Annotated in this window: 19 protein-coding genes; 11 read left to right on the top strand and 8 right to left on the bottom strand. The window is 66.4% G+C overall.

Going from position 1 to position 17,993, the window contains the following annotated elements; all coding sequences use genetic code 11:
• Nucleotides 1-24: 24 nt before the first annotated feature.
• Nucleotides 25-1,347, bottom strand: a complete 1,323-nt coding sequence (locus tag QA609_RS03075) for an acetamidase/formamidase family protein (RefSeq protein ID WP_278301112.1) — start codon at nt 1,345-1,347, stop codon at nt 25-27.
• Nucleotides 1,348-1,583: 236 nt separating this feature from the next.
• Between QA609_RS03075 and QA609_RS03070 the strand changes: the two genes are divergently transcribed.
• Nucleotides 1,584-1,991: a DUF2267 domain-containing protein gene (locus tag QA609_RS03070; RefSeq protein ID WP_278301111.1), complete on the top strand. Its 408-nt coding sequence runs from the start codon at nt 1,584-1,586 to the stop codon at nt 1,989-1,991.
• Nucleotides 1,992-2,062: 71 nt separating this feature from the next.
• Nucleotides 2,063-2,233: a hypothetical protein gene (locus QA609_RS03065; RefSeq protein WP_278301110.1), complete on the top strand. Its 171-nt coding sequence runs from the start codon at nt 2,063-2,065 to the stop codon at nt 2,231-2,233.
• On the opposite strand, the gene QA609_RS03060 is transcribed toward QA609_RS03065, so the two are convergent.
• Nucleotides 2,230-3,234, bottom strand: coding sequence for a formyltetrahydrofolate deformylase (locus QA609_RS03060; RefSeq protein ID WP_278301109.1), 1,005 nt, complete (start codon nt 3,232-3,234; stop codon nt 2,230-2,232). The two genes, QA609_RS03065 and QA609_RS03060, sit on opposite strands and share 4 nt — an antisense overlap.
• A 179-nt stretch (nt 3,235-3,413) precedes the next feature.
• Between QA609_RS03060 and QA609_RS03055 the strand changes: the two genes are divergently transcribed.
• The 3 genes from QA609_RS03055 to QA609_RS03045 all read left to right on the top strand — a co-directional run bounded on the left by QA609_RS03055 (nt 3,414) and on the right by QA609_RS03045 (nt 5,657).
• Nucleotides 3,414-4,616 (top strand): NAD(P)/FAD-dependent oxidoreductase, encoded by a 1,203-nt coding sequence (locus QA609_RS03055; protein ID WP_278301108.1) that lies wholly within the window; start codon nt 3,414-3,416, stop codon nt 4,614-4,616.
• 66 nt (nt 4,617-4,682) lie between these two features.
• Nucleotides 4,683-5,210 carry a winged helix-turn-helix transcriptional regulator gene (locus tag QA609_RS03050; RefSeq protein ID WP_278301107.1) on the top strand — a complete coding sequence of 176 codons (528 nt, stop codon included), beginning with the start codon at nt 4,683-4,685 and terminating at the stop codon, nt 5,208-5,210.
• 123 nt (nt 5,211-5,333) lie between these two features.
• Nucleotides 5,334-5,657: a hypothetical protein gene (locus tag QA609_RS03045; protein ID WP_278301106.1), complete on the top strand. Its 324-nt coding sequence runs from the start codon at nt 5,334-5,336 to the stop codon at nt 5,655-5,657.
• A 153-nt stretch (nt 5,658-5,810) separates the two neighbouring features.
• Here QA609_RS03045 and QA609_RS03040 read toward each other — a convergent pair whose 3' ends face one another.
• The 4 genes from QA609_RS03040 to QA609_RS03025 form a co-directional block, all read right to left on the bottom strand.
• Complete coding sequence (locus tag QA609_RS03040; protein ID WP_005554129.1) at nt 5,811-5,963, bottom strand: C2H2-type zinc finger protein; 153 nt, start codon at nt 5,961-5,963, stop codon at nt 5,811-5,813.
• Nucleotides 5,964-6,099: 136 nt separating this feature from the next.
• The gene (locus QA609_RS03035; RefSeq protein WP_278301105.1) at nt 6,100-6,357 is read right to left on the bottom strand and encodes a hypothetical protein; all 258 of its coding nucleotides are present in this window, start codon (nt 6,355-6,357) and stop codon (nt 6,100-6,102) included.
• Between the two features lie 39 nt (nt 6,358-6,396).
• A complete protein-coding gene (locus tag QA609_RS03030) occupies nt 6,397-6,609 on the bottom strand; it encodes a hypothetical protein (RefSeq protein ID WP_278301104.1) in 213 nt (70 codons plus the stop codon).
• 11 nt (nt 6,610-6,620) lie between these two features.
• The gene (locus QA609_RS03025; protein ID WP_278301103.1) at nt 6,621-7,883 is read right to left on the bottom strand and encodes a GTP-binding protein; all 1,263 of its coding nucleotides are present in this window, start codon (nt 7,881-7,883) and stop codon (nt 6,621-6,623) included.
• Nucleotides 7,884-8,052: 169 nt separating this feature from the next.
• Between QA609_RS03025 and QA609_RS03020 the strand changes: the two genes are divergently transcribed.
• Nucleotides 8,053-9,732, top strand: a complete 1,680-nt coding sequence (locus QA609_RS03020) for a nucleoside recognition domain-containing protein (RefSeq protein WP_278301102.1) — start codon at nt 8,053-8,055, stop codon at nt 9,730-9,732.
• A 5-nt stretch (nt 9,733-9,737) separates the two neighbouring features.
• Here QA609_RS03020 and QA609_RS03015 read toward each other — a convergent pair whose 3' ends face one another.
• Nucleotides 9,738-11,072, bottom strand: a complete 1,335-nt coding sequence (locus QA609_RS03015; protein WP_278301101.1) for a metallophosphoesterase — start codon at nt 11,070-11,072, stop codon at nt 9,738-9,740.
• A 145-nt stretch (nt 11,073-11,217) separates the two neighbouring features.
• Nucleotides 11,218-11,688 (bottom strand): hypothetical protein, encoded by a 471-nt coding sequence (locus QA609_RS03010; protein WP_278301100.1) that lies wholly within the window; start codon nt 11,686-11,688, stop codon nt 11,218-11,220.
• Nucleotides 11,689-11,859: 171 nt separating this feature from the next.
• On the opposite strand from QA609_RS03010, the gene QA609_RS03005 reads away from it, so the two are divergent.
• The 5 genes from QA609_RS03005 (at nt 11,860) to QA609_RS02985 (ending at nt 17,992) form a co-directional block, all read left to right on the top strand.
• Entirely contained in the window at nt 11,860-13,065 is a 1,206-nt protein-coding gene (locus tag QA609_RS03005) for an FAD/NAD(P)-binding protein (RefSeq protein ID WP_278301099.1), read from the top strand.
• Nucleotides 13,066-13,249: 184 nt separating this feature from the next.
• Nucleotides 13,250-13,621 (top strand): rhodanese-like domain-containing protein, encoded by a 372-nt coding sequence (locus QA609_RS03000; RefSeq protein ID WP_278301098.1) that lies wholly within the window; start codon nt 13,250-13,252, stop codon nt 13,619-13,621.
• Between the two features lie 82 nt (nt 13,622-13,703).
• A complete protein-coding gene (purS, locus tag QA609_RS02995; protein WP_278301097.1) occupies nt 13,704-13,955 on the top strand; it encodes a phosphoribosylformylglycinamidine synthase subunit PurS in 252 nt (83 codons plus the stop codon).
• Nucleotides 13,956-14,088: 133 nt separating this feature from the next.
• The gene (gene purQ, locus QA609_RS02990; protein ID WP_278301096.1) at nt 14,089-14,781 is read left to right on the top strand and encodes a phosphoribosylformylglycinamidine synthase I; all 693 of its coding nucleotides are present in this window, start codon (nt 14,089-14,091) and stop codon (nt 14,779-14,781) included.
• Between the two features lie 118 nt (nt 14,782-14,899).
• Nucleotides 14,900-17,992: a PAS domain S-box protein gene (locus QA609_RS02985; protein ID WP_278301095.1), complete on the top strand. Its 3,093-nt coding sequence runs from the start codon at nt 14,900-14,902 to the stop codon at nt 17,990-17,992.
• Nucleotide 17,993: the final 1 nt, after the last annotated feature.

The following is a 17,993-nucleotide window of genomic DNA, read 5'->3' as shown; positions in this document are numbered from 1 at the left end:
AGCCGAGCGTGACGTCAGCCGGAGTCAGGCGTCTCGTTCGCCTTCGTCGTACTGCTCCCGAACGAGGTGAGCGATCCCCCGGTCCTCGAGGACGTCCATCGGCGCGAGCATGTCGAGCTGAACCACACCCGGAAGGCGACCGATCTGGACGCCACCGGTGAACGTACACCGGGAACGCACCTCGCCCTCGCTCATCTCGAGCAGGGTGCCGGCGCGGTCGAAGGCGTTCTCCGTCGCGTCGTTGATCGTCGCACCCGTCCCGACGACCTGGATCGGCCCCATCTCGTCGAGCAGGTCGACGTCGTGTTCGTCGGCGAGCGCGCGTCCGGCCTCGAGTTCGTCGTCGCTGTACGGTTTGCTGATGAACGGCAGATCCTCCTCGTTGGGCAGGAGTAGCGGCCCGTCGATCTCGAGACCCTTGATCACCTCGACGTCCATCCGCACCGTGCCGCTGACGTCGGTCGTGTGCAGGGAGAGCTCGCCGTCGCCCTGGTTGGCGTGGAGGTCGCCGACGTAGACGCCCGCGCCGTCGACCTTGACGGGACAGATCAGCGTCGCGCCCGCCCGGACCTCGGGGATGTCCATGTGGCCGTCGGTGCGGGCCTCGAGCTCCGCTTCGCTCTCGAGTCCCCAGTCGTGGTCGGTCTCGAGGAGGAACTGGCCGAAGTCGCCCGCGTTGTGGGAGTCCGGCAGCTCCACGGACGGCGTGGTGCCGACGTTGCCGATGAAGGGCCGCAGCCGACCGAGCGTGCCGGGCATCTCCGAGGGCGCGTACAGCAGGATCGGGTGCTGGCGGGCGTTCTCGGGGATGTCCATCAGCTCCGTGGCGTCCTCGGCGAGCTCGTGTGCGGCGTCCTCGTCGACCGTGATCCCCACCGTGTGATCCTCGTCGAAGACGACGGTGTAGCCGTACTCGAAGCCGAACGAGGAGGCGTTGGCGCCACACTCCGCACAGCGGATCGCCTCCTCGCCGGTGCCCTCGACGATCGATTCGGGCCACTCGGTGCCGCAGTCGGGACAGCGGTGGTCGACGAACGGATCGTCGCCGAACGCCTCCGTTCGCTCGCGCATCGAGCCCGTACTCGTCGCGAGGCTCGTCACCTCGACGTCCCGAATCGTCAGCGCGACGGCGTCGCCGACCTCGGCGTTCTCGACGCGGATCGGGCGGGTGACCTCGTGTCCGCCCCGGAACTCGGGGGTGATCATCGGACCCCAGCAGCCCGGCGGGGTGTAGGTCTCGATCGTCCCGCCGTCGGCAACCGTTCCCGCCCACTCCTGGTCGGGGCCGACGAGTCCGAGCGTGTACTGGTCGACCGACAGCTCCTGTTGGACCTCTCGCTGTGCCATTGTGCGTGTGAGTATCACCCGAGGGATGATAAACGTCCAGTAACACGGGTGTCAGCCGAGTTCTATCGATCGGGTGCGTTGTGATCGCTCCGTGGACGGATGCGGCGACTCGAGCCGGCTCGATCGCGGCCTTCCGAGGATTCGAGAGCCCGGTCGGGAACGCCGATGTCGACTCTCGACAGCCCCTTGCATTTGAGGGCAGAATTCCGACACGGCTCAGTGTTCGATAGCCGTCCATGCGGGAAAACGAGTTCTACAAGCTCGTCCAGGAAGCGAGCCACCTCGAGACGATCGATCACGCACGGATCGCCAGCGAGGCCGTCCTCGAGACGCTGGGCGAGACCCTGACGGGCGGCGAGGTCGAGGACGTCGCGGCCCAGCTCCCCTCGGAGCTGGCCTCGATCGTCGAAGACGCCGACCACGACGGCACCGGCTACGACCGCGAGGCGTTCGTCGACCGCGTCGGCGACCGCCTCCAGGGAACCGACGTCGAGGACGGCGACGCCGAGCAGTTCGCCGACGGCGTCACCGACGCCATCGCGGCCACGCTCACGCAGGACGAGCTGCAGGACCTAAAGGCCCAGCTCGACGACGACCTGCATCCGCTGTTCGAGGGCGTAACGGTCGATCCAGAGAACGTCTGAGTCCTCGACTCGGCCGGCCGATACCGCCGCAACAGGATCGTTCAAGTAGCTGCATCCTATTTTGGGGACCGATGACTGGTTCGAGCGACGAGGACGTACCGACGTGTCTGTCCTGTACGGATCCGGTGACCGAAAACGGCGAGCGTCAGGTCGTAAACGTCGTCGAGAACGGAGAGGCCGTCTACTACGAGTTCTGTAGCGTCGCCTGTCGCGAATCCTGGGACGAATCGGAGTCGCGTTAGTTCGCCGGCGGCTCCGGTTCGGTCCCTCGTTCCGCGTCGTCCTCGTCTTTCCCTCCCGATGGTATCACGTCGTCGACGATCCCGTCGATCGGTCGATCCGGCGTGAGTTCGTCCACCTCATCGGGCAGACCCAGCTGGTAGTCACGCTCGCTCTCGCGGACGCTCGTTCGACCGCGGTGGACCGAGACGTCGCCGTTCAGGTGGAGCCGCACCGCCTCGAGCAGGGCGTCGGCCTCGAGGGGCTGCCCTCGTCGCTTGATCTCCGCGAGGTCGGCGTCGTCGGGGACGTCGAACGCACGCTGGGTGATGATCGGCCCCTGATCGAGATCGGTCGTGACGTAGTGGGCGGTGACGCCCGCGACCCGGACGCCCTCCTCGAGGGCCTGGCGGTAGGCCTCGGCGCCGGGGAAGGCGGGCAGCAGCGACGGGTGGACGTTGATGATCCGGTCCTCGTAACGGAAGACGACGTTCGGGCTCAGGATACGCATGTACCGCGCGAGAACGATCAGGTCGGCGTCGTACTCCGCCAAGAGCTCGAGCAGCCGCTCCTCGTTTTGCTGGCCGCTCTCGGTGCCGATGTCGTGGAAGGGGACGTCGTACTGCTCCGCGAGGGGCTCGAGGTCGTTGTAGTTCCCGATGACGACTCCGATGTCGGCGCCGAGCTCGTCGTTCGCCCAGGCCTCGAACAGCGCCTCCAGGCAGTGACTCTCGCTGGTGCCGAGCACCGCGATTTGCTGGGTCTCGCGGTCGGCGGGGAACCGGACCTGAACGTCGAGCCCGAGGTCCTCGCCGAGCTCGTGAAGGTCGTTTCGTAGCGTCGCCTCGGTACAGACCATCTCCGCGGTGTCGACGGCGAGGTTCATTCGGAAGACGCCGTCTCGAACCGCCTGGTCTATGTCCTCGATGTTCGCTCCGCGCTCGAACAGGAGGCTGGTTACGCGGGCGACCAGTCCAGTGTCGTCGTCTCCGACAACGGTGATCTCGGTCAGGTCGGTCGTCATCGCAGCCACCTCCGCTCGAGCGGTCGTGGAGTCATCAGTACTGGGTGCAGTTTCCGGTCGGCTAAAAGCTCCGCGGATCGCCGCTCCACGGGCCGATGTTAACATTCGAACCCTACTGGAGGCTATTCATTAGTAATGTAGTGAACAAAGTTATTAACATGCGGCGATCACCAGTTCGTATGAACGACTCACTCGAGGTCGCGGTCGTCGGCGCCGGGCCGGCCGGAATCGGAACCGCGGTCGCGCTCGAACGGCTCGACGTCGATTACGCCGTTCTCGAACGCGACCGGATCGGCGCCTCCTTCCGGAGCTGGCCCGAGGAGATGCGACTGCTGACGCCGTCGTTCCCGGCCAACGCCTTCGGTGTGCGGGATCTGAACGCGGTCACGGTCGACACCTCGCCCGCGCTGGCGCTGGACTGCGAACACCCCACGGGCAAGCAGTACGCCGAGTACCTCGAGGCGATCGCCGAGTTCCACGAACTCCCCGTCGAGACGGGGATCGACGTCAAGTCGGTCGCCCCTCGGCGAGGCGGAGAAACCGAGGAGTTCGTCCTCGAGACCGACGAGGGAGCGACCCGCGCCCGCTACGTCGTCTGGGCCGCCGGCCAGTACCAGTACCCCTCGAGCGGGGCGCTCGAGGGAGCGACCCAGGGGGTCCACGTCGCGAACGTCGACTCGTGGGCCGAGTACGCGACGCGAGCCTCGAGTACCGAGTCGGCCGGAACGAACGGGATCGCCGCCGACGGCGCGGGCGCCGTGGCCGAGACGGTCTCGGACGTCGCGGTCGTCGGCGGTGCGGAGAGCGGGATCGACGCCGCCCTCGGGCTCGCCGAGGCTGGACGGTCGGTGACGGTGCTCGACGACGAGGGCACCTGGCAGTTCCGCAGCCCCGACCCGAGCGAGGTGCTCTCCCCGCGAACGAACGAGCGACTCGAGACCGCCCTCGAGGACGGCGCGCCGATCGAACTCGTCGCCGACGCCCGCGTCGCCGGGATCGAACGCGAGGAGGGCGATGGGTACGTCGTCACGACGACCGACGGCGATCGGGTTCGCTCTCGAGCACCCCCCGTGCTCGCGACCGGGTTCGAGGGAAGTCTCGCGGTCGTCGACGACCTGTTCGCGTTCGACGGCGAGCTCCCCGATCTCACCGACCGGGACGAATCGACCGAGACGCCCGGCCTGTTCCTCGCCGGGCCGCAGGTCGCACACAACGACCAGCAGTTCTGTTTCATCTACAAGTTCCGCCAGCGCTTCGCCGTCGTCGCCGAGGAGCTCGGCGAGCGACTCGGGGTCGACACCGATCCCCTCGAGGCTTACCGGGAGAAACGGATGGTGCTCGAGGATCTCGACTGTTGCGAACCCGACTACTGCGACTGTTGAGCGTCGGCGCGTCTCGCGGCACCGGCTGACCGAGTTGTCCTTCTTCCGTCAATGCGTACTACTCCCATGGCCGACGAAGACGTACCTGTCGCTGCCGGTTCCGATGAAGAGACCACCGAGGCGGTCGAGATCGACTCCGTCGACGAAGGCGTGCTGTTCGCGCTTCAGCGTGACGCCCGCAACGTCACGATCGACGAAATCGCAACGGAAGCGGACGTTTCGCCCAGCACCGTCCGCAACCGAATCGACAAGCTGGAAAACACGGGGGTCCTCAAGGGGTACGAACCCAAGATCGACTACGAGAAAGCGGGCTTTCCGCTCCGGCTTCTTTTCGTGTGTACCAGCGACCCGTCGACCCGCTCGAGTGCTGCCAAAGACGTCCTCGACGTCGTCGGCGTCGTCGATATCACCGAGATGATCACCAGCGAGCACAACCTCTACATCGAAACGATCGCTACCTCCACGTCCGATCTCATCCGACTGACGAAGGAGCTGAACGAAAGCGGGCTTACCGTTCACAGCTCCGAGATAATCACGAAAAAATACAGTCAGCCGTGGGGACACTTCGAACAGAAAGATCGGAGTAGCGAGTGACGGACGATGTAACCGAAAACCGCAGCTAATCCGGTAAGAAGTACGAAATTCGCAATTCTTAGAGGTTCATATACGTTACACTTATGTTCGAGCTGCGGTTTTTGTTATCAGAGTCGAGTTCCGATGAACGCCACATCCCACACCGAGAAGTGTGACGAACTGCTCGAGTTGCTGTGCCACCGGCACAGACGACAGATCCTTCGGTTCCTCGATAACCAACCGACGAACACGGCCACGATCGACGAGCTCGTGAGCCACGTGGACCCTCCGTCGGGAGAGTCGTCGCTCTCTACTCGGATGCATCACGTTCACCTCCCGAAACTGGCCGATTCGGGGCTGATAGAGTGGGACTCGCGGAGCGAGACGGTTCGATACTACCCCGACCCCCTCTGTCAGGACATGCTGCAGACGCTGCGCAGTCACTGCGCTCAGCCGACGAACGCGTAGCCGTTTCAGTCGAGGAGAGCGCCCGCTTCGGGAAGGGGACTACCGAGTGAGCGTCGGACTCGTTACGTTCGGGATGCTACCGGAACCGGGGACGAATACGTCGAAGACCGTCCCTCTCGAACCGAACGCGAGAACGGAACTCGTCGATCGCGATCAGTGGTTCTCGTGGACGTGGTTACGAAGTCCGTCCACGTCGTCGAACGCGTCGTCACAGACGGCACAGGTGTTGTGATGTAGCGCGACGTGCTGGGTGACGCCTGCCGCGGACTGGAACGACTCGTCGCAGGTGGAACAGCTGTATGCCATAGCATTGCTAACTCAGCCTCCACTACTTAAAAAGAGTTGCTAGTAAATGGGCAATCGAACCGGATGTAATTTAACAACATCTCTCGGACCGCTGCTAAGGAACCCGCGACCGTCGGACGGCGGTTTCGGTCGGTGTTCAGGACAGCGTCGCCGCCCGACACCGCAGCGACGGATCGACCGTCGTATCCTCGGCCAGTTCCTCGAGCAGTTCGGTCGCGTTACAGTCGGCGAGTCCCTCGAGGGCTCGCCGACGGAACTCCCCGCGGAGCCCGCCCATCTCGACGAGGAGGGCGAGATTCCGTCGCTCGTCCGCCGCGACGAGACGGTCGATGGCTTCTCGTCTGGTTGCGTGCGATACGTTCGATCTGACTGCGGTCTGGAAGTTGGTTGACATCGTCGTGTGGTGTGTTGGGTGTACAGTCGTTCGGAACCGTCACCTGACGTCCTCGCGGGAGACGAACGCGTCCCCCTTCGCGCGGATCCAGGTGTCTTCGATCGATTCGTCGTCGAGCGCACAGTAGACGGTGCAGCTGTCGGGTCGGTGGTCACGGCGCTCGACGTACGCCTGGTAACACGGCGAGACGTCGCCGTCGGCTTCGGTGCGTGCGTCGGCGAACGGGTCGGCGTCGGTGTCGTACTCGGTCACTGGTAGGTGTCTCAGTCCGCGATACCGATCTCTTCCTGGCTCTCGTCCTCGGCGTCGGCCGTCGGCTCGTCTTCGGGTGCCTCGAACGTCGGGAACCGATCCTCGTAGCTCGACCAGTCCGCCTCGAGTTCCGAATCGGTGAGCAGGCAGTCCTCGAGGGCGGCTCGCAGCGACTCGTGGTCCATCTCGGCGCCGATCACCACGAGCTGGATGCTGCGATCGCCCCACCGGTCGTGCCACTGGTCCTCGAGTTCGGGGTGCTCCTCGAGGCGCTCGCTGCGCTCGGGTTCGGGCAGCGCGTCGGTCCAGGGCCCGCCGGGGCCGACGCGGATCGATCGGCCGGCGACGTTGATCGTCAGCGCCTCCTCGCCGCGGCCGGCGAGCCAGAAGTGGCCCTTCGCGCGGACGACCTCGTCGGGGAACTCGTCGAGCAACTCGGCGAAGCGCTCGGGGTGGAACGGCCGGCGGGCACCGAAGACGAAGGAGGTGACGCCGTGTTCCTCCTCGGCGGACTGGTGGGGCTCCTGGAGCTCCCGGATCCAGCCCGCCGACTGGCTCGCCTCCTCGAAGTCGAACCGGTCGGTGTCGACGATCGCGTCGGGGTCGACGCGACCGTGTTCGGTGCGAACGATCTCCGCACGGGGCTGGAGCACCTCGAGGGTCGACTCGATCCGTTCGAGGGTCTCCTCCTCGACGAGATCACATTTGTTGAGCAGGAGGACGTCGCAGAACTCGACCTGCTCGACGAGCAGGTCGCCGAGGTGTTTCTCGGTGCCGTCGTCGTCGAGGAGTTCGTCCGAGCGCATCGCCTCGTCGAACTGGTGGGCGTCGACGACGGTCACGGTAGTGTCGAGGTGGCAGTCCTCGAGCGGTTCCATCCCGGTCTCTTCGTAAAACTCCGTGGGCTCGAGGTCGCTCTGGTCGAACCCGATCGTCAGCGTCTGGGCGACCGGGAGCGGTTCGGCGACCCCGGTCGACTCGACGACGACGGCGTCGAACGCCCGCTCGCGGGTGAGCTCGTCGATCGCCTCGAGCAGGTCCCCGCGGAGCTCACAGCAGATACAGCCGTCCGAGAGCTCGATCAGCTCCTCGTCCTCGTCGGCGATGTCCGACGATTCGGCGACGTGCTCGGCGTCGACGTTGACCTCGCCCATGTCGTTGACCAGCACGGCGATACGGTCGTCGGTTTCCCGCAGGAGGTTGTTCAGAACGGTCGTCTTGCCGGCGCCGAGCGTTCCGGACAGTACCGTAACGGGTGTCGAGTTATCGCGCATTCGGTTGTGAATACGAGCCCAAGGATAATAGTAGTTATTATCTTAGACGGTGCTATTATTAATCACGGCTGCCGAGTGACGTGGCAATGCGACAGCCACTCCGTTGTGCCGCCGTCAGGGCGGCCCGTAGACTCGAGGCCCCGCTCCGAAGGCGCCAGGAGGTGAGCGGATGAGTGCGGACCGCGAGCGTCTCGTCCTGATCGGCAAGGAGAGCGTCGGCAAGTCGGCGCTCGCGGCCGGCCTCACCGGCTCGCAGCCGGCCGACGAGAACGTCGGCGGATCGACCGTCTCGAGCGAGGTCTACCGAACCGACGGCTTCGAGCTGGTCGACACGCCGGGGATCACTCTCGAGGCCGACAGCGAGACGACCCGCGAAGCGCTGGCGGAACTCGAGGCGACCGACCGGGTCGTCCTCGTCGTCCCGGCGACGGATCTCGATCGGGATCTCGAGGACCTGTTGCCCCTCGTCGAGGGACGTCCCGGCGCGGTGGTCGTCACCCACTGGGACCGGATCGATGACGCCGACGACGCCGAGGGGACGATCGCCGCGCTCGAGTCGGATCTCGGCGTCCCGGTCGTCCCCGTCGACGCCCGACGACTGACGCGGGTAGCTGCGGACGGCGGGGTCGCTCCCGGCGCGGACCCGGCGGCGGGAGCCGATGTCGGGTCGGTCCTCGAGGCGCTTCGCTACGCGGGCTCGTTTCCCGTCGAGACGACGACCCACGCGGGCTGGGAGATCGAGCCGTCCGAGACGATCCTCGAGCGCCCGTACCTGGGTCCGATCGCGAGCGCGCTCGTTCTCCTCCTTCCTGCCATCGTCGCCGTCTGGTTCGCCAACACTGTCGCGGGCGAACTCGACCCGATCGTCGGCGCGGCCCTCGAGCCCGCCGTCGGATGGATCGAGGCGACACCGCTGCCGGAGCCGGTGGCGGCCGCGTTCGTCAGCGACTACGGACTGCTCGCGATGGGACCGTTCCTGTTCGTCTGGGCGCTGCCGACGATGCTCATCTTCGCCCTGTTCATGGGCGCGTACAAGGCCAGCGGGCTCGTCACGCGGGTGACGACCGCGCTCCATCCCGTCATGCGCCGCGTCGGTTTGACAGGTAGGGATCTCGTCCGCGTCGTGATGGGCTTTGGCTGTAACGTCCCCGCCGTGACGAGCACCCGGAGCTGCTCGGACTGCACCCGCTGTACCACCATCTCGGCGATCTCCTTCGGCGCGGCCTGCTCCTACCAGTTTCCGGCCACGCTCGCGGTCTTCGCCGCGGTCGGGATGAGCTGGCTCGTCGTCCCCTACCTCGCCGTGCTCGTCGCGACGACGCTGCTCTACGTTCGCCTGATCGCTCCGCCGGAGGCCCGGACGACGTCGCTCGCGGTCGATCGACGCACGTTCCTCGAGTGGCCCCGCCCGCGCGCGGTCTGGCGCGAGGCCAGATCCTCGCTCGCGAGCTTCCTCACCACCGCCTTACCCGTCTTCGCGGGGATCTGCGTCGTCGCGGCGCTGCTCGAGTACGTCGGCGTCCTCGAACGGCTCGGCGACGCGCTGGTGCCGGCGATGGGCGCCTTCGGCCTCCCCGCCGAGGCCGCCCTGCCGATCGTCCTCGCCTCGATCCGCAAGGACGGGATCGCACTGCTGACCGCCGACGCGAGCGGGATCGCCGCGCTCTCGCCGCTCCAGGTGCTGGTCGCGGTCTACCTCGCGGGCGTCCTCCTGCCCTGTCTGGTCACCGCGATCACGGTCGCTCGAGAGGTCTCGGCCCGGTTCGTAGCGAGGATGCTCGCTCGCCAGGCCGCGGCGGCAGTCGCGTTCGCGCTCGCGCTCGCGTGGACCGGGCGACTGCTGTTCTGACCTGCTCACTCGAGGACGTCCGCCGCGGGCTCGGGAGCGTCGCTCTCGACGACCGCCCGCCCGGGAAGTTCGGGGTTCGGCTCTCGACCCAGCGTGAGGAGTCGCTCGGTCAGGGTGAGCTCCGACGCGGTCGGGCTCGACTTCTCGACTCTTTCGTACTCGACGACGACGTCGTCGTCCTCGGATGCGATGCGAACGACGCACAGCTGGTACGACGGATAGAAAACGGGCGGAAGGTGGCCGGCGACGACGTCCCGACGGTGGAGGCGTTTCAGCCACGTTCCGGTGTTGACGAGCAACCCGCCGTCGACCGTCGCCATCCCCGGTCGGTGCGTGTGGCCGTAACAGAACACCGCCGTCTCCGGTCGGTCGGCGAATATTTCGCGGGCCGCCTCCCTGTACGGCTGTTCCGGATCGACCGTGAGATCGGTTTCGACGACGCCGAATCGGTCGACCGTCTTCCTCGCGTCCCTGGCGAAGAGGTACAGGGGAACGCCAACGAGCAACAGCAGTCCACCGACGACCGCGTTGATCACGAGCAGCAGGTGGACGGCCGCGCCGGCCAGCCCGAACCGGGCGAGGAACGCGTCGACCGCGTCGACCGGCATCGTCCAGGCACCTGCAAGATCGAGCCCCGCGAAGATCGCGAGGATGACGCTCACGTTGAGCAACAGCAAGAACGGAATGGCCGCGTACCGCAGGAGGGGGTTCATTTCGCGATAGAAGTACTTCGAGAGCAGCCAGTTTGGCATCCGCTCGGTCGGCGTCACCGCCTGGACGTCCTTCAGCCAGTTGTACCGCCCGCGATCGGAGAGTCGCCCGGCGCGACTCGTCACGTGGGTGTTGTAGAAGTATCCCATCGGCGTCGCGTGGGGGTTCCCGAAATCCTCGATCCGATTGTTGGGATCCTGCTGGTGGCCGTGTTCGAAGTGAATCGTGCGGCCGCCCACCGGTCGCGTGATCGACAGCGCCCGCACGAGGTCGACGTTGTACGCGGCGAGCCGATCGGCGTACTCGTCGTAGGCCGCGAGCTCGTGATCGTGATTACCCGGAAGCAGCGTGATCGGAACGGACTCGCCGGTCGCGCGGAGCTGCTCGAACAGCTCGGGGTAGCGGTCGATCAACTCGTCGAGCTTCGCCGTTCCCTCGAGTTCGGTGAACTCCCAGAGGCCGAAGGCGTCGCCGTTGATGATCAACTCCGCGTTCTCGTCGCCGTTCTCCAGTCGCTTCAGGAAGCCGAGTAGCTCCTCGAGGAAGTCGACGTGCTCGAGCTGTTCGTCGCCGCCGATATGCAGGTCGCTGATCACGTAGTAGACCGGATCGTCGGCGTCCTCGCTCATTTCCCGTACGGACCCGTCCCGATCGCATATTTCTTGGTACCGGCCCACATGACAGTTCGTTCGTGCTACCGGTACCGAGACGAGTCCGAAACGGTCGAGCACGATCGATGCTAGCTCGTGCTCACGTGGATCGGGCGTCTGACGATTACGTATCTTCTCTGACGGTGCCGCCGATCACGAGCGCGGCACCGATGATGACGAGGTTCTTGATGATGTACTGCCCCTCGACCGTGAGCGCGTACGGGAACGTGACGTAGACCGCCTCCGGAACGAGGATCAGCGGGAGGAAGGTGCCGGGAAGCTGGAAGACCAGCAGGAAGATACCGACCCGGATGAGGGGACGGTAGAGCAGGCTGATTCCGATGAGGACCTCCCAGACGCCCAGTACCGGAACGAACAGCTCCGGCGGAACGACGTAGACCGTCGCCGCGACGAGTTCGCCGGCTGGCGAGACGCCGAACACCTTGAGCGCGCCGAACCAGACGAACACGACGGCGACCGCGGCTCGCAACACCGGCATTCCCCAGCGGTCCATGTACGCGGCGATCGTCGCGTCGAGCCTGTCGAACCGGCGCTGGTAGGTTCCGAACCGATCGGCGAGGGATTCTTCCGACATAACACTCGCTGCGGAACTACGCGATCCACCGACGAAAACCCCACAGCTACGGAGCCGTGCAACCGACGGGTTCCCGCCGGATCGCTCGCAATATTGCTACCAGTATCGCGCTTCTAAACAAGTATTATCAAAGCAAAGCTCTAAAGTAATAATGGGGTGTATCCGGTTCGTATGTACGACTGCGTCATCGTCGGCGGGGGAATCCACGGGACTTACCTCGTTCAACGGCTGCTCGAGGACACCGACCTCGAGCGCGAGGACGTTCGGATCGTCGACCCGAACGAGCGGCTGCTGGCCTCGTTCCGACGGAAGGCCCGGGCCTGCGAGATGGACGCGATGCGCTCGACGTTCGTCCACCACGTCGGCACCGAGCCGTTCGGCCTCGAGAGCTTCGCGGAGGCTCGCGGCCGCGAGGACGAACTCCTGCCGACGCCGGGCTATCCTCGTCGGCCGTCGCTGTCGCTGTTTCTCGACTACGCTGACCGGGTTATCGACCGGGAGAGCCTCGAGGCGCTGCACCGGCAGACGGCGGTCGACGCCGTGAGCGAACGCGAGGACGGCGGACTCGTCCTCGAGACCGACGACGGCCCGATCCGAACCCGAACCTGCGTGCTGGCGATCGGACGCGGCGGACGGTACCGAACCCCCGACTGGGCGGAGGGCGTCGACGGGATCAGCCACGTCTGGGACGGGTTCGACCCCGACCGTCGGGCCGAGGAGACGGTCGTCGTCGGGGGCGGGGTCACCGCGGCCCAGCTGGCGACCTGCCTCGCCGACCGGGAACCCGTGACGCTGCTCTCGAGACGCGACCTCGAGGAGGCGGCCATCGAGGCCGATCCACGCTGGATCAACTGGTCCCACGTCGAGCGCCACCTCCACCGTCACCCGCCCGGTTCGAAGAGGCGCCTCGAGGTCGTCCGCGAGGCACGCAACGATGCCACAGTCCCGCCGACGCTGCTCGAGCGGCTCGACTCGGCGGTCGACGCGGGCAACTTGCGAACCCGGATCGGCGAGGTCGAGTCCGCCCGCGCGGTCGACGGCAGCGTGCGACTGCTGCTCGAGGACGGCGGCTGCTGTTCGGCCGAACGGGTCGTCCTCGCGACCGGGTTCGCCCCGGTGTTCGACCACCCGTTCGTCGACCGGGTCGCCGAGGAGCTGGGACTCGAGCGAGGGTATCGAGGAATGCCGGTGCTCGAGGACGAGACGCTGGCGTGGCGTCGCACCGACGGCACTCGATCCCCGGTGTTCGTCACGGGCGCGCTGGCGGCCGGTACCGTCGGTCCGTTCGCGGGAAACGTCGCCGGCGCGCGACGGGCGGCCGACCGACTGGTCGAACCGATCTCGAGTCGCAGAGAGCCGATGGCGCCGGCCGACTGAGCCGCTCGAGCGCGGGGCGGCCGGTCTGGCTCTCGAGCGAACGAGGGTCCGTCCGGGTTCCGATCTACGACGTAGATATCCGCCACTCGTACGTCTACGAGCCGTCGACGTAGCGCGAACGCGTTCCGGAAGCGACTCGAGCGCGTATCCGTGTCGTTTTGTACACTGGCTGGTATTGCGCCACATGAGCAAGATTAGCCCGCCGGAGCTAGACGCCCGTCGCTCGAGCGGGAACGCCCCCTACGTCCTCGATATCAGACCGGCCGAGAGCTACCGACGCGAGCACATCGAGGAGAGTCACAACGTCCCCGTGTACGATGATCTGCGACGCGGCGACGAGAGCGAACTCCGACGATCGCTCGAGGAGGTGCCCGACGACGGGACGGTCGTCACGGTCTGCAAGGCCGGGATCGTCGCCCGAAAGGCGACGTCCGTCCTCGAGGAGGAGGGGTACGACGCCGTGACCCTGGCCGGCGGGATGCGGGGCTGGAACGGCTATCGGAAGGGCTCGATCGGCTACCGCCTTCGGACGGCGGTCGGCCGACTACTTCCCTGAGGGCGTTCCGCCGGTATTCACGAACGTGGATTCCAGGCGAAAGCCGAAAGCGTTTTTGAGCACGGTTACGGGGTATCAGATAATGACGGCCTACACCGCGACGGTGACGGTTCGACTCAAACGCGGCGTCCTCGACCCCGAGGCCGAGACCACGAAGCAGGCCCTCGAGCGACTGGGCTTCGAACTCGAGGGGCTGCGATCGGCCGACCGCTTCGAGATCGATCTCGAGGCTGACTCCGCCGACGGCGCCCGCGAGCGTGCCGACGAGATGGCCGAACGACTGCTCGCGAACCCGACCATCCACGACTATGACGTGGAGGTCGACGAGCGGTAGATGACGGTCTCCATCACGACGATCGAGACCGTCGGTCGCAACACCGCGGGGTGGCGACTGTGACCACGGTCGTTCCCGCTTCCGTTAGTCGCCTCCCACTCTCTGCTCACACGAACCATTCGAGGTGGTTCGTGTGACGGTCTCCATCGTCAGATTCGGCGGCTCGAACTGCGACCGCGACGCCGAGCGAGCCCTCGAGCATCTGGGAATCGACGCCGAGATCGTCTGGCACGAGGACGGCCTGCCGGCGGAAACGTCGGGGGTCGTCCTGCCGGGCGGGTTCTCCTACGGCGACTACCTGCGCGCGGGAGCGATGGCCGCGCGTTCGCCGATCATGGCAGCGGTGCGCGAGGCGGCCGCCGACGGCGTCCCGGTGTTAGGGATCTGCAACGGCGCCCAGGTGGGCTGTGAGTCCGGACTGACCGAGGGCGCGTTTACGACCAACGAGAGCGCCCGGTTCCAGTGTGAGCCCGTCCACCTCCGGGTCGAGCGCGCCGACACGCCCTGGACGGCCGCCTACGAGGAGGGCGAGGTCATCGAGGTGCCGATCGCTCACGGCGAGGGCCGCTACGAGATCGACGACGATCGACTGGCGGAGCTCGAGGCCGACGATCGGATCCTCTTTCGGTACTGCGACGCCGACGGTTCGGTCGGCGGGGACGCGAACCCCAACGGGTCGAAGGGTGCGGTCGCCGGCCTGCTCGGCGAGCGCGAGACGGTCGCAGTGTTGATGCCACATCCAGAACGGGCCACGCTGCCGGACGTCGGACCGACGGACGGTCAGGGGATCCTCCGCGGGTTCGAGTCTGCAGCCGGCGAACTATAACTGCGGCCGACATACTTATTTGCTTATCTGTGTGATTTCTATACAGTTAGCCGAACGTGTCGGTCACCCCGTCCGAAACGACAGGGCGGACGATCCCGACTATCGCGGAGAACGGGCTATGGATACGGAAACGCGCGTCGTCTGTGTCGGGTCGGGCGTTCCGCCGAACGTCGACGGCGTCTTCGACGAGGTCGTCGAGACGCTCGCAGACTGCCTGGCGGGACTCGAGAGCGCCGACTGCGTCGTGGCGACCGATACCGTCCCCGACACGAGCTGTCCCGAGCTCTGCTCGGTGATCCGGAGCCGCCGACCCGACGTTCCGCTGGTGGCCTTTCCGTCGGCCGGCAGCGAGGAGCTGGCGGGCGAGGTGATCGCTGCCGGTGCCGACGGCTACGTGCCTCAGTCTCAGGGGCTCGAGACGCTGCGCTCGCGCCTCGCGGCGTTGCGTTCCGATTCCGGCTCCAACTCGCGATCGGACGAGCGCTCGAGCCGGTTCGAGCTGCTCGTCGAACAGTCTCCGCACGCGATCATCGAGTGGGATCGGTCGTTCGAGGCGACGAGCTGGAACCCCGCCGCGACGGAGCTGTTCGGCTACGACCGAACGGAGGCGCTCGGAACGTCGGCGTTCGAGCTCGTCGTCAGCGAGCGCGACCGGGACGACGTCTCGACTCACTGGGAACTGCTCGTCGAGGCCGACCTCGAGGAATCGTCCCGGACCGTTACCCAAAACGTTCGCAAGGACGGAACCGAGGTCATCTGCGAGTGGGTCAACACCCCGCTGATCGAGGACGGGGAGGTCGTTCGCGTGCTCTCCTTTGCCCGCGACATCACCGATGATTTCGAACGGGCGAACGCTCTCGAGGCGCTTCAGGAGACCACCCGTCGGCTCGTGGGTGCGTCCTCGCCCGAGACGATCGCCGAGATCGTCATGGATGCGACCGGGAGCGTCCTCGATCGATCACTGGCTGGCGTCAGGTTCGCCGGCGAGGACGACGAGCGCCTCGAGCTCGCGGCGACGGCTTCGCGACTGGCCGACGACAGCGTCGATCGGTCGCCGGTCGCTCCGGGCGACGGCCTCCTCTGGGAGGTCTACGAACGAGGGGAGCCGATGGTGGTCGAGGACGCCTCGACCGAACGCCTTCCGTACTATCTCGAGTTCCCCCTCGGAAACGCGATCGTCTACCCGCTGGGCGAGCACGGCGTGCTGTCGGTCTGTTCGGTCGCGGGACGCGAGCTCGAGGCTGCCGACATGAACCTGATACGAGTGCTCGCCGCGACCGCCGAGGCAGCTCTCGATCGGACGGCGCGCCAGCGCGAGCTCGAGCGCGCGAAGACGGTCGTCGAGGCCGTCGGCGACAGCGTGTACGCGGCCGATCGCGAGGGACGGTTCGTCACCGTCAACGACATGCTCGCGTCGGTGACCGGCTACGACCGGGAGGCGCTCGTCGGTGAGCAGTTCTCGACGGTGCTGACCGCAGAGAGCGCCGATCGAGCCCGTGAGCGGGTTCGAGAGCTCGAGCCGGGAGCCGGGGACGCCGCGACCTACGAGGTGACCGTGGTGACTCGGTCGGGCGAACGGATCCCCTGCGAGGCGACTACGCGACTGCTGTGTTCGGACGGCGATCTCGAGGGATCGGTCGGCGTCGTCCGCGATATCAGCGACCGCAAGCGGATGGAGCGCGAGCTCCGGGAGCGCCGGGCGAAGATCGAGAGCCTCCACGAGGTCGCCTCCCGGCTGGACGACTGTCGCCGTCCCGCGGAGATATACGAGCTGATCGTCGAGACGGCCGAGGACGTCCTCGAGTTCGACGTCTGCGTCGTCGATCGGGCGGTCGGCGACTCGCTCGTGAAGGTCGCCCTCTCCTCGCACCTCGACGACGCGGACTACGCCGACCGGATGCCGATCGAAGCGGGAATCGCGGGGAAGACCTACCGAACTCGACAGACGTACCGGATCGACGATGTCGAGAGCTGCCAGGACGGGATAGCGGACGCCGGCGCCTACATGTCGATACTGAGCGCCCCAATCGGTGACCACGGCGTCTTCCAGGCGGCCTCGCGGACGCCGAGCGCGTTCGATCGACACGACGAGGAGTTAGTCGAGTTGCTGCTCTCTCACGTCACCGACAGACTGGACCAACTCGAGTCGGAGTCGGTAGTCAAGGCCGAACGCGATCGGTTCGCGGCGCTGTTCGAGAACGTGCCCGACGCCGTTGCCAGCGTCCGCCACCGGGACGGGGAGCCGATCGTCGAGGCGGTCAACCCCGCGTTCGAGCGAACGTTCGGGTACGAGGAGACGACGCTGGTCGGTAACTCGCTCGACGCATACATCGTTCCCGCCGAAGATCGCGACCCGGCGGAGGCGATCAACCGCTGTAGCGCCGAGGGATCGGTCGTCGAGGACGAGGTGCGACGCCGAACCGCGGACGGCTTCCGCGAGTTCATGCTACGGCTCGTCCCGATCGAACTCGGCGAGGCCGGGAACCGATCGTTCGCGCTCTACACCGACGTGACAGAGCAGAAACGACGACGAAAGCGCCTCGAGATCTTGAACCGGGTACTGCGACACGATCTGCGAAACGGGATGAACGTGATCGACGGCTGTGCCGACCTGCTCGCCGATCGAGTCGACGGGGAGGCCGCGGCACGCGTCGAGACGATCCGCGAGCGGGCGAACGAACTCACCTCGCTGGCCGAGAAGTCCAGAACCGTCGAACGGACGCTCAACCGGGATGGCGCCGACACCCGGCCGATCGACGTCGCCGCACTCGCCGAACGAGCGACGAACCGACTCGAGAACGCCGAGCAGAGCGTCGAGATCGAGCGTTCGATACCGAAACGGGCTCCGGCTTCCGGCGGAGAGTACCTGGAGACGGCGTTCGAACAGCTCCTCGAGAACGCGGTCGAACACCACGACGGCGATCCCACCGTCGAGGTCACGGTCCGCGATCGGCCGGCGGACGATCTGGTGACGCTGTCGGTCGCCGACGACGGCCCCGGTATTCCACCCGAGGAGCGGGAGCTGCTCCGGGAGGACCGAGAGATCACCCAGCTCCGGCACACGAACGGCCTCGGTCTCTGGCTGGTCAACTGGGCCGTCTCGCAGTCGGGCGGCCGGCTGTCCATCGTCGACAACGAGCCGCGGGGGACCGTCGTCACGCTCGATCTACCCCGGGCCGGTTCGGACGCTACTGATCCTCCTCGAGACTGAG

Origin of the sequence: Natronococcus sp. A-GB7, assembly GCF_029688865.1 — an archaeon.
Classification (GTDB): domain Archaea; phylum Halobacteriota; class Halobacteria; order Halobacteriales; family Natrialbaceae; genus Natronococcus.
The sequence above is the reverse complement of the archived record's forward strand: the minus strand, read 5'-3'. Positions and strand labels throughout refer to the sequence as shown.

What these genes read in the sequence shown, in the direction of transcription:
- QA609_RS03075 (WP_278301112.1), bottom strand. Translation starts at nt 1,347, where the DNA reads ATGGCACAGCGAGAGGTCCAACAGGAGCTGTCGGTCGACCAGTACACG.
- QA609_RS03070 (WP_278301111.1), top strand. Translation starts at nt 1,584, where the DNA reads ATGCGGGAAAACGAGTTCTACAAGCTCGTCCAGGAAGCGAGCCACCTC.
- QA609_RS03065 (WP_278301110.1), top strand. Translation starts at nt 2,063, where the DNA reads ATGACTGGTTCGAGCGACGAGGACGTACCGACGTGTCTGTCCTGTACG.
- QA609_RS03060 (WP_278301109.1), bottom strand. Translation starts at nt 3,234, where the DNA reads ATGACGACCGACCTGACCGAGATCACCGTTGTCGGAGACGACGACACT.
- QA609_RS03055 (WP_278301108.1), top strand. Translation starts at nt 3,414, where the DNA reads ATGAACGACTCACTCGAGGTCGCGGTCGTCGGCGCCGGGCCGGCCGGA.
- QA609_RS03050 (WP_278301107.1), top strand. Translation starts at nt 4,683, where the DNA reads ATGGCCGACGAAGACGTACCTGTCGCTGCCGGTTCCGATGAAGAGACC.
- QA609_RS03045 (WP_278301106.1), top strand. Translation starts at nt 5,334, where the DNA reads ATGAACGCCACATCCCACACCGAGAAGTGTGACGAACTGCTCGAGTTG.
- QA609_RS03040 (WP_005554129.1), bottom strand. Translation starts at nt 5,963, where the DNA reads ATGGCATACAGCTGTTCCACCTGCGACGAGTCGTTCCAGTCCGCGGCA.
- QA609_RS03035 (WP_278301105.1), bottom strand. Translation starts at nt 6,357, where the DNA reads ATGTCAACCAACTTCCAGACCGCAGTCAGATCGAACGTATCGCACGCA.
- QA609_RS03025 (WP_278301103.1), bottom strand. Translation starts at nt 7,883, where the DNA reads ATGCGCGATAACTCGACACCCGTTACGGTACTGTCCGGAACGCTCGGC.
- QA609_RS03020 (WP_278301102.1), top strand. Translation starts at nt 8,053, where the DNA reads ATGAGTGCGGACCGCGAGCGTCTCGTCCTGATCGGCAAGGAGAGCGTC.
- QA609_RS03015 (WP_278301101.1), bottom strand. Translation starts at nt 11,072, where the DNA reads ATGAGCGAGGACGCCGACGATCCGGTCTACTACGTGATCAGCGACCTG.
- QA609_RS03010 (WP_278301100.1), bottom strand. Translation starts at nt 11,688, where the DNA reads ATGTCGGAAGAATCCCTCGCCGATCGGTTCGGAACCTACCAGCGCCGG.
- QA609_RS03005 (WP_278301099.1), top strand. Translation starts at nt 11,860, where the DNA reads ATGTACGACTGCGTCATCGTCGGCGGGGGAATCCACGGGACTTACCTC.
- QA609_RS03000 (WP_278301098.1), top strand. Translation starts at nt 13,250, where the DNA reads ATGAGCAAGATTAGCCCGCCGGAGCTAGACGCCCGTCGCTCGAGCGGG.
- purS (WP_278301097.1), top strand. Translation starts at nt 13,704, where the DNA reads ATGACGGCCTACACCGCGACGGTGACGGTTCGACTCAAACGCGGCGTC.
- QA609_RS02985 (WP_278301095.1), top strand. Translation starts at nt 14,900, where the DNA reads ATGGATACGGAAACGCGCGTCGTCTGTGTCGGGTCGGGCGTTCCGCCG.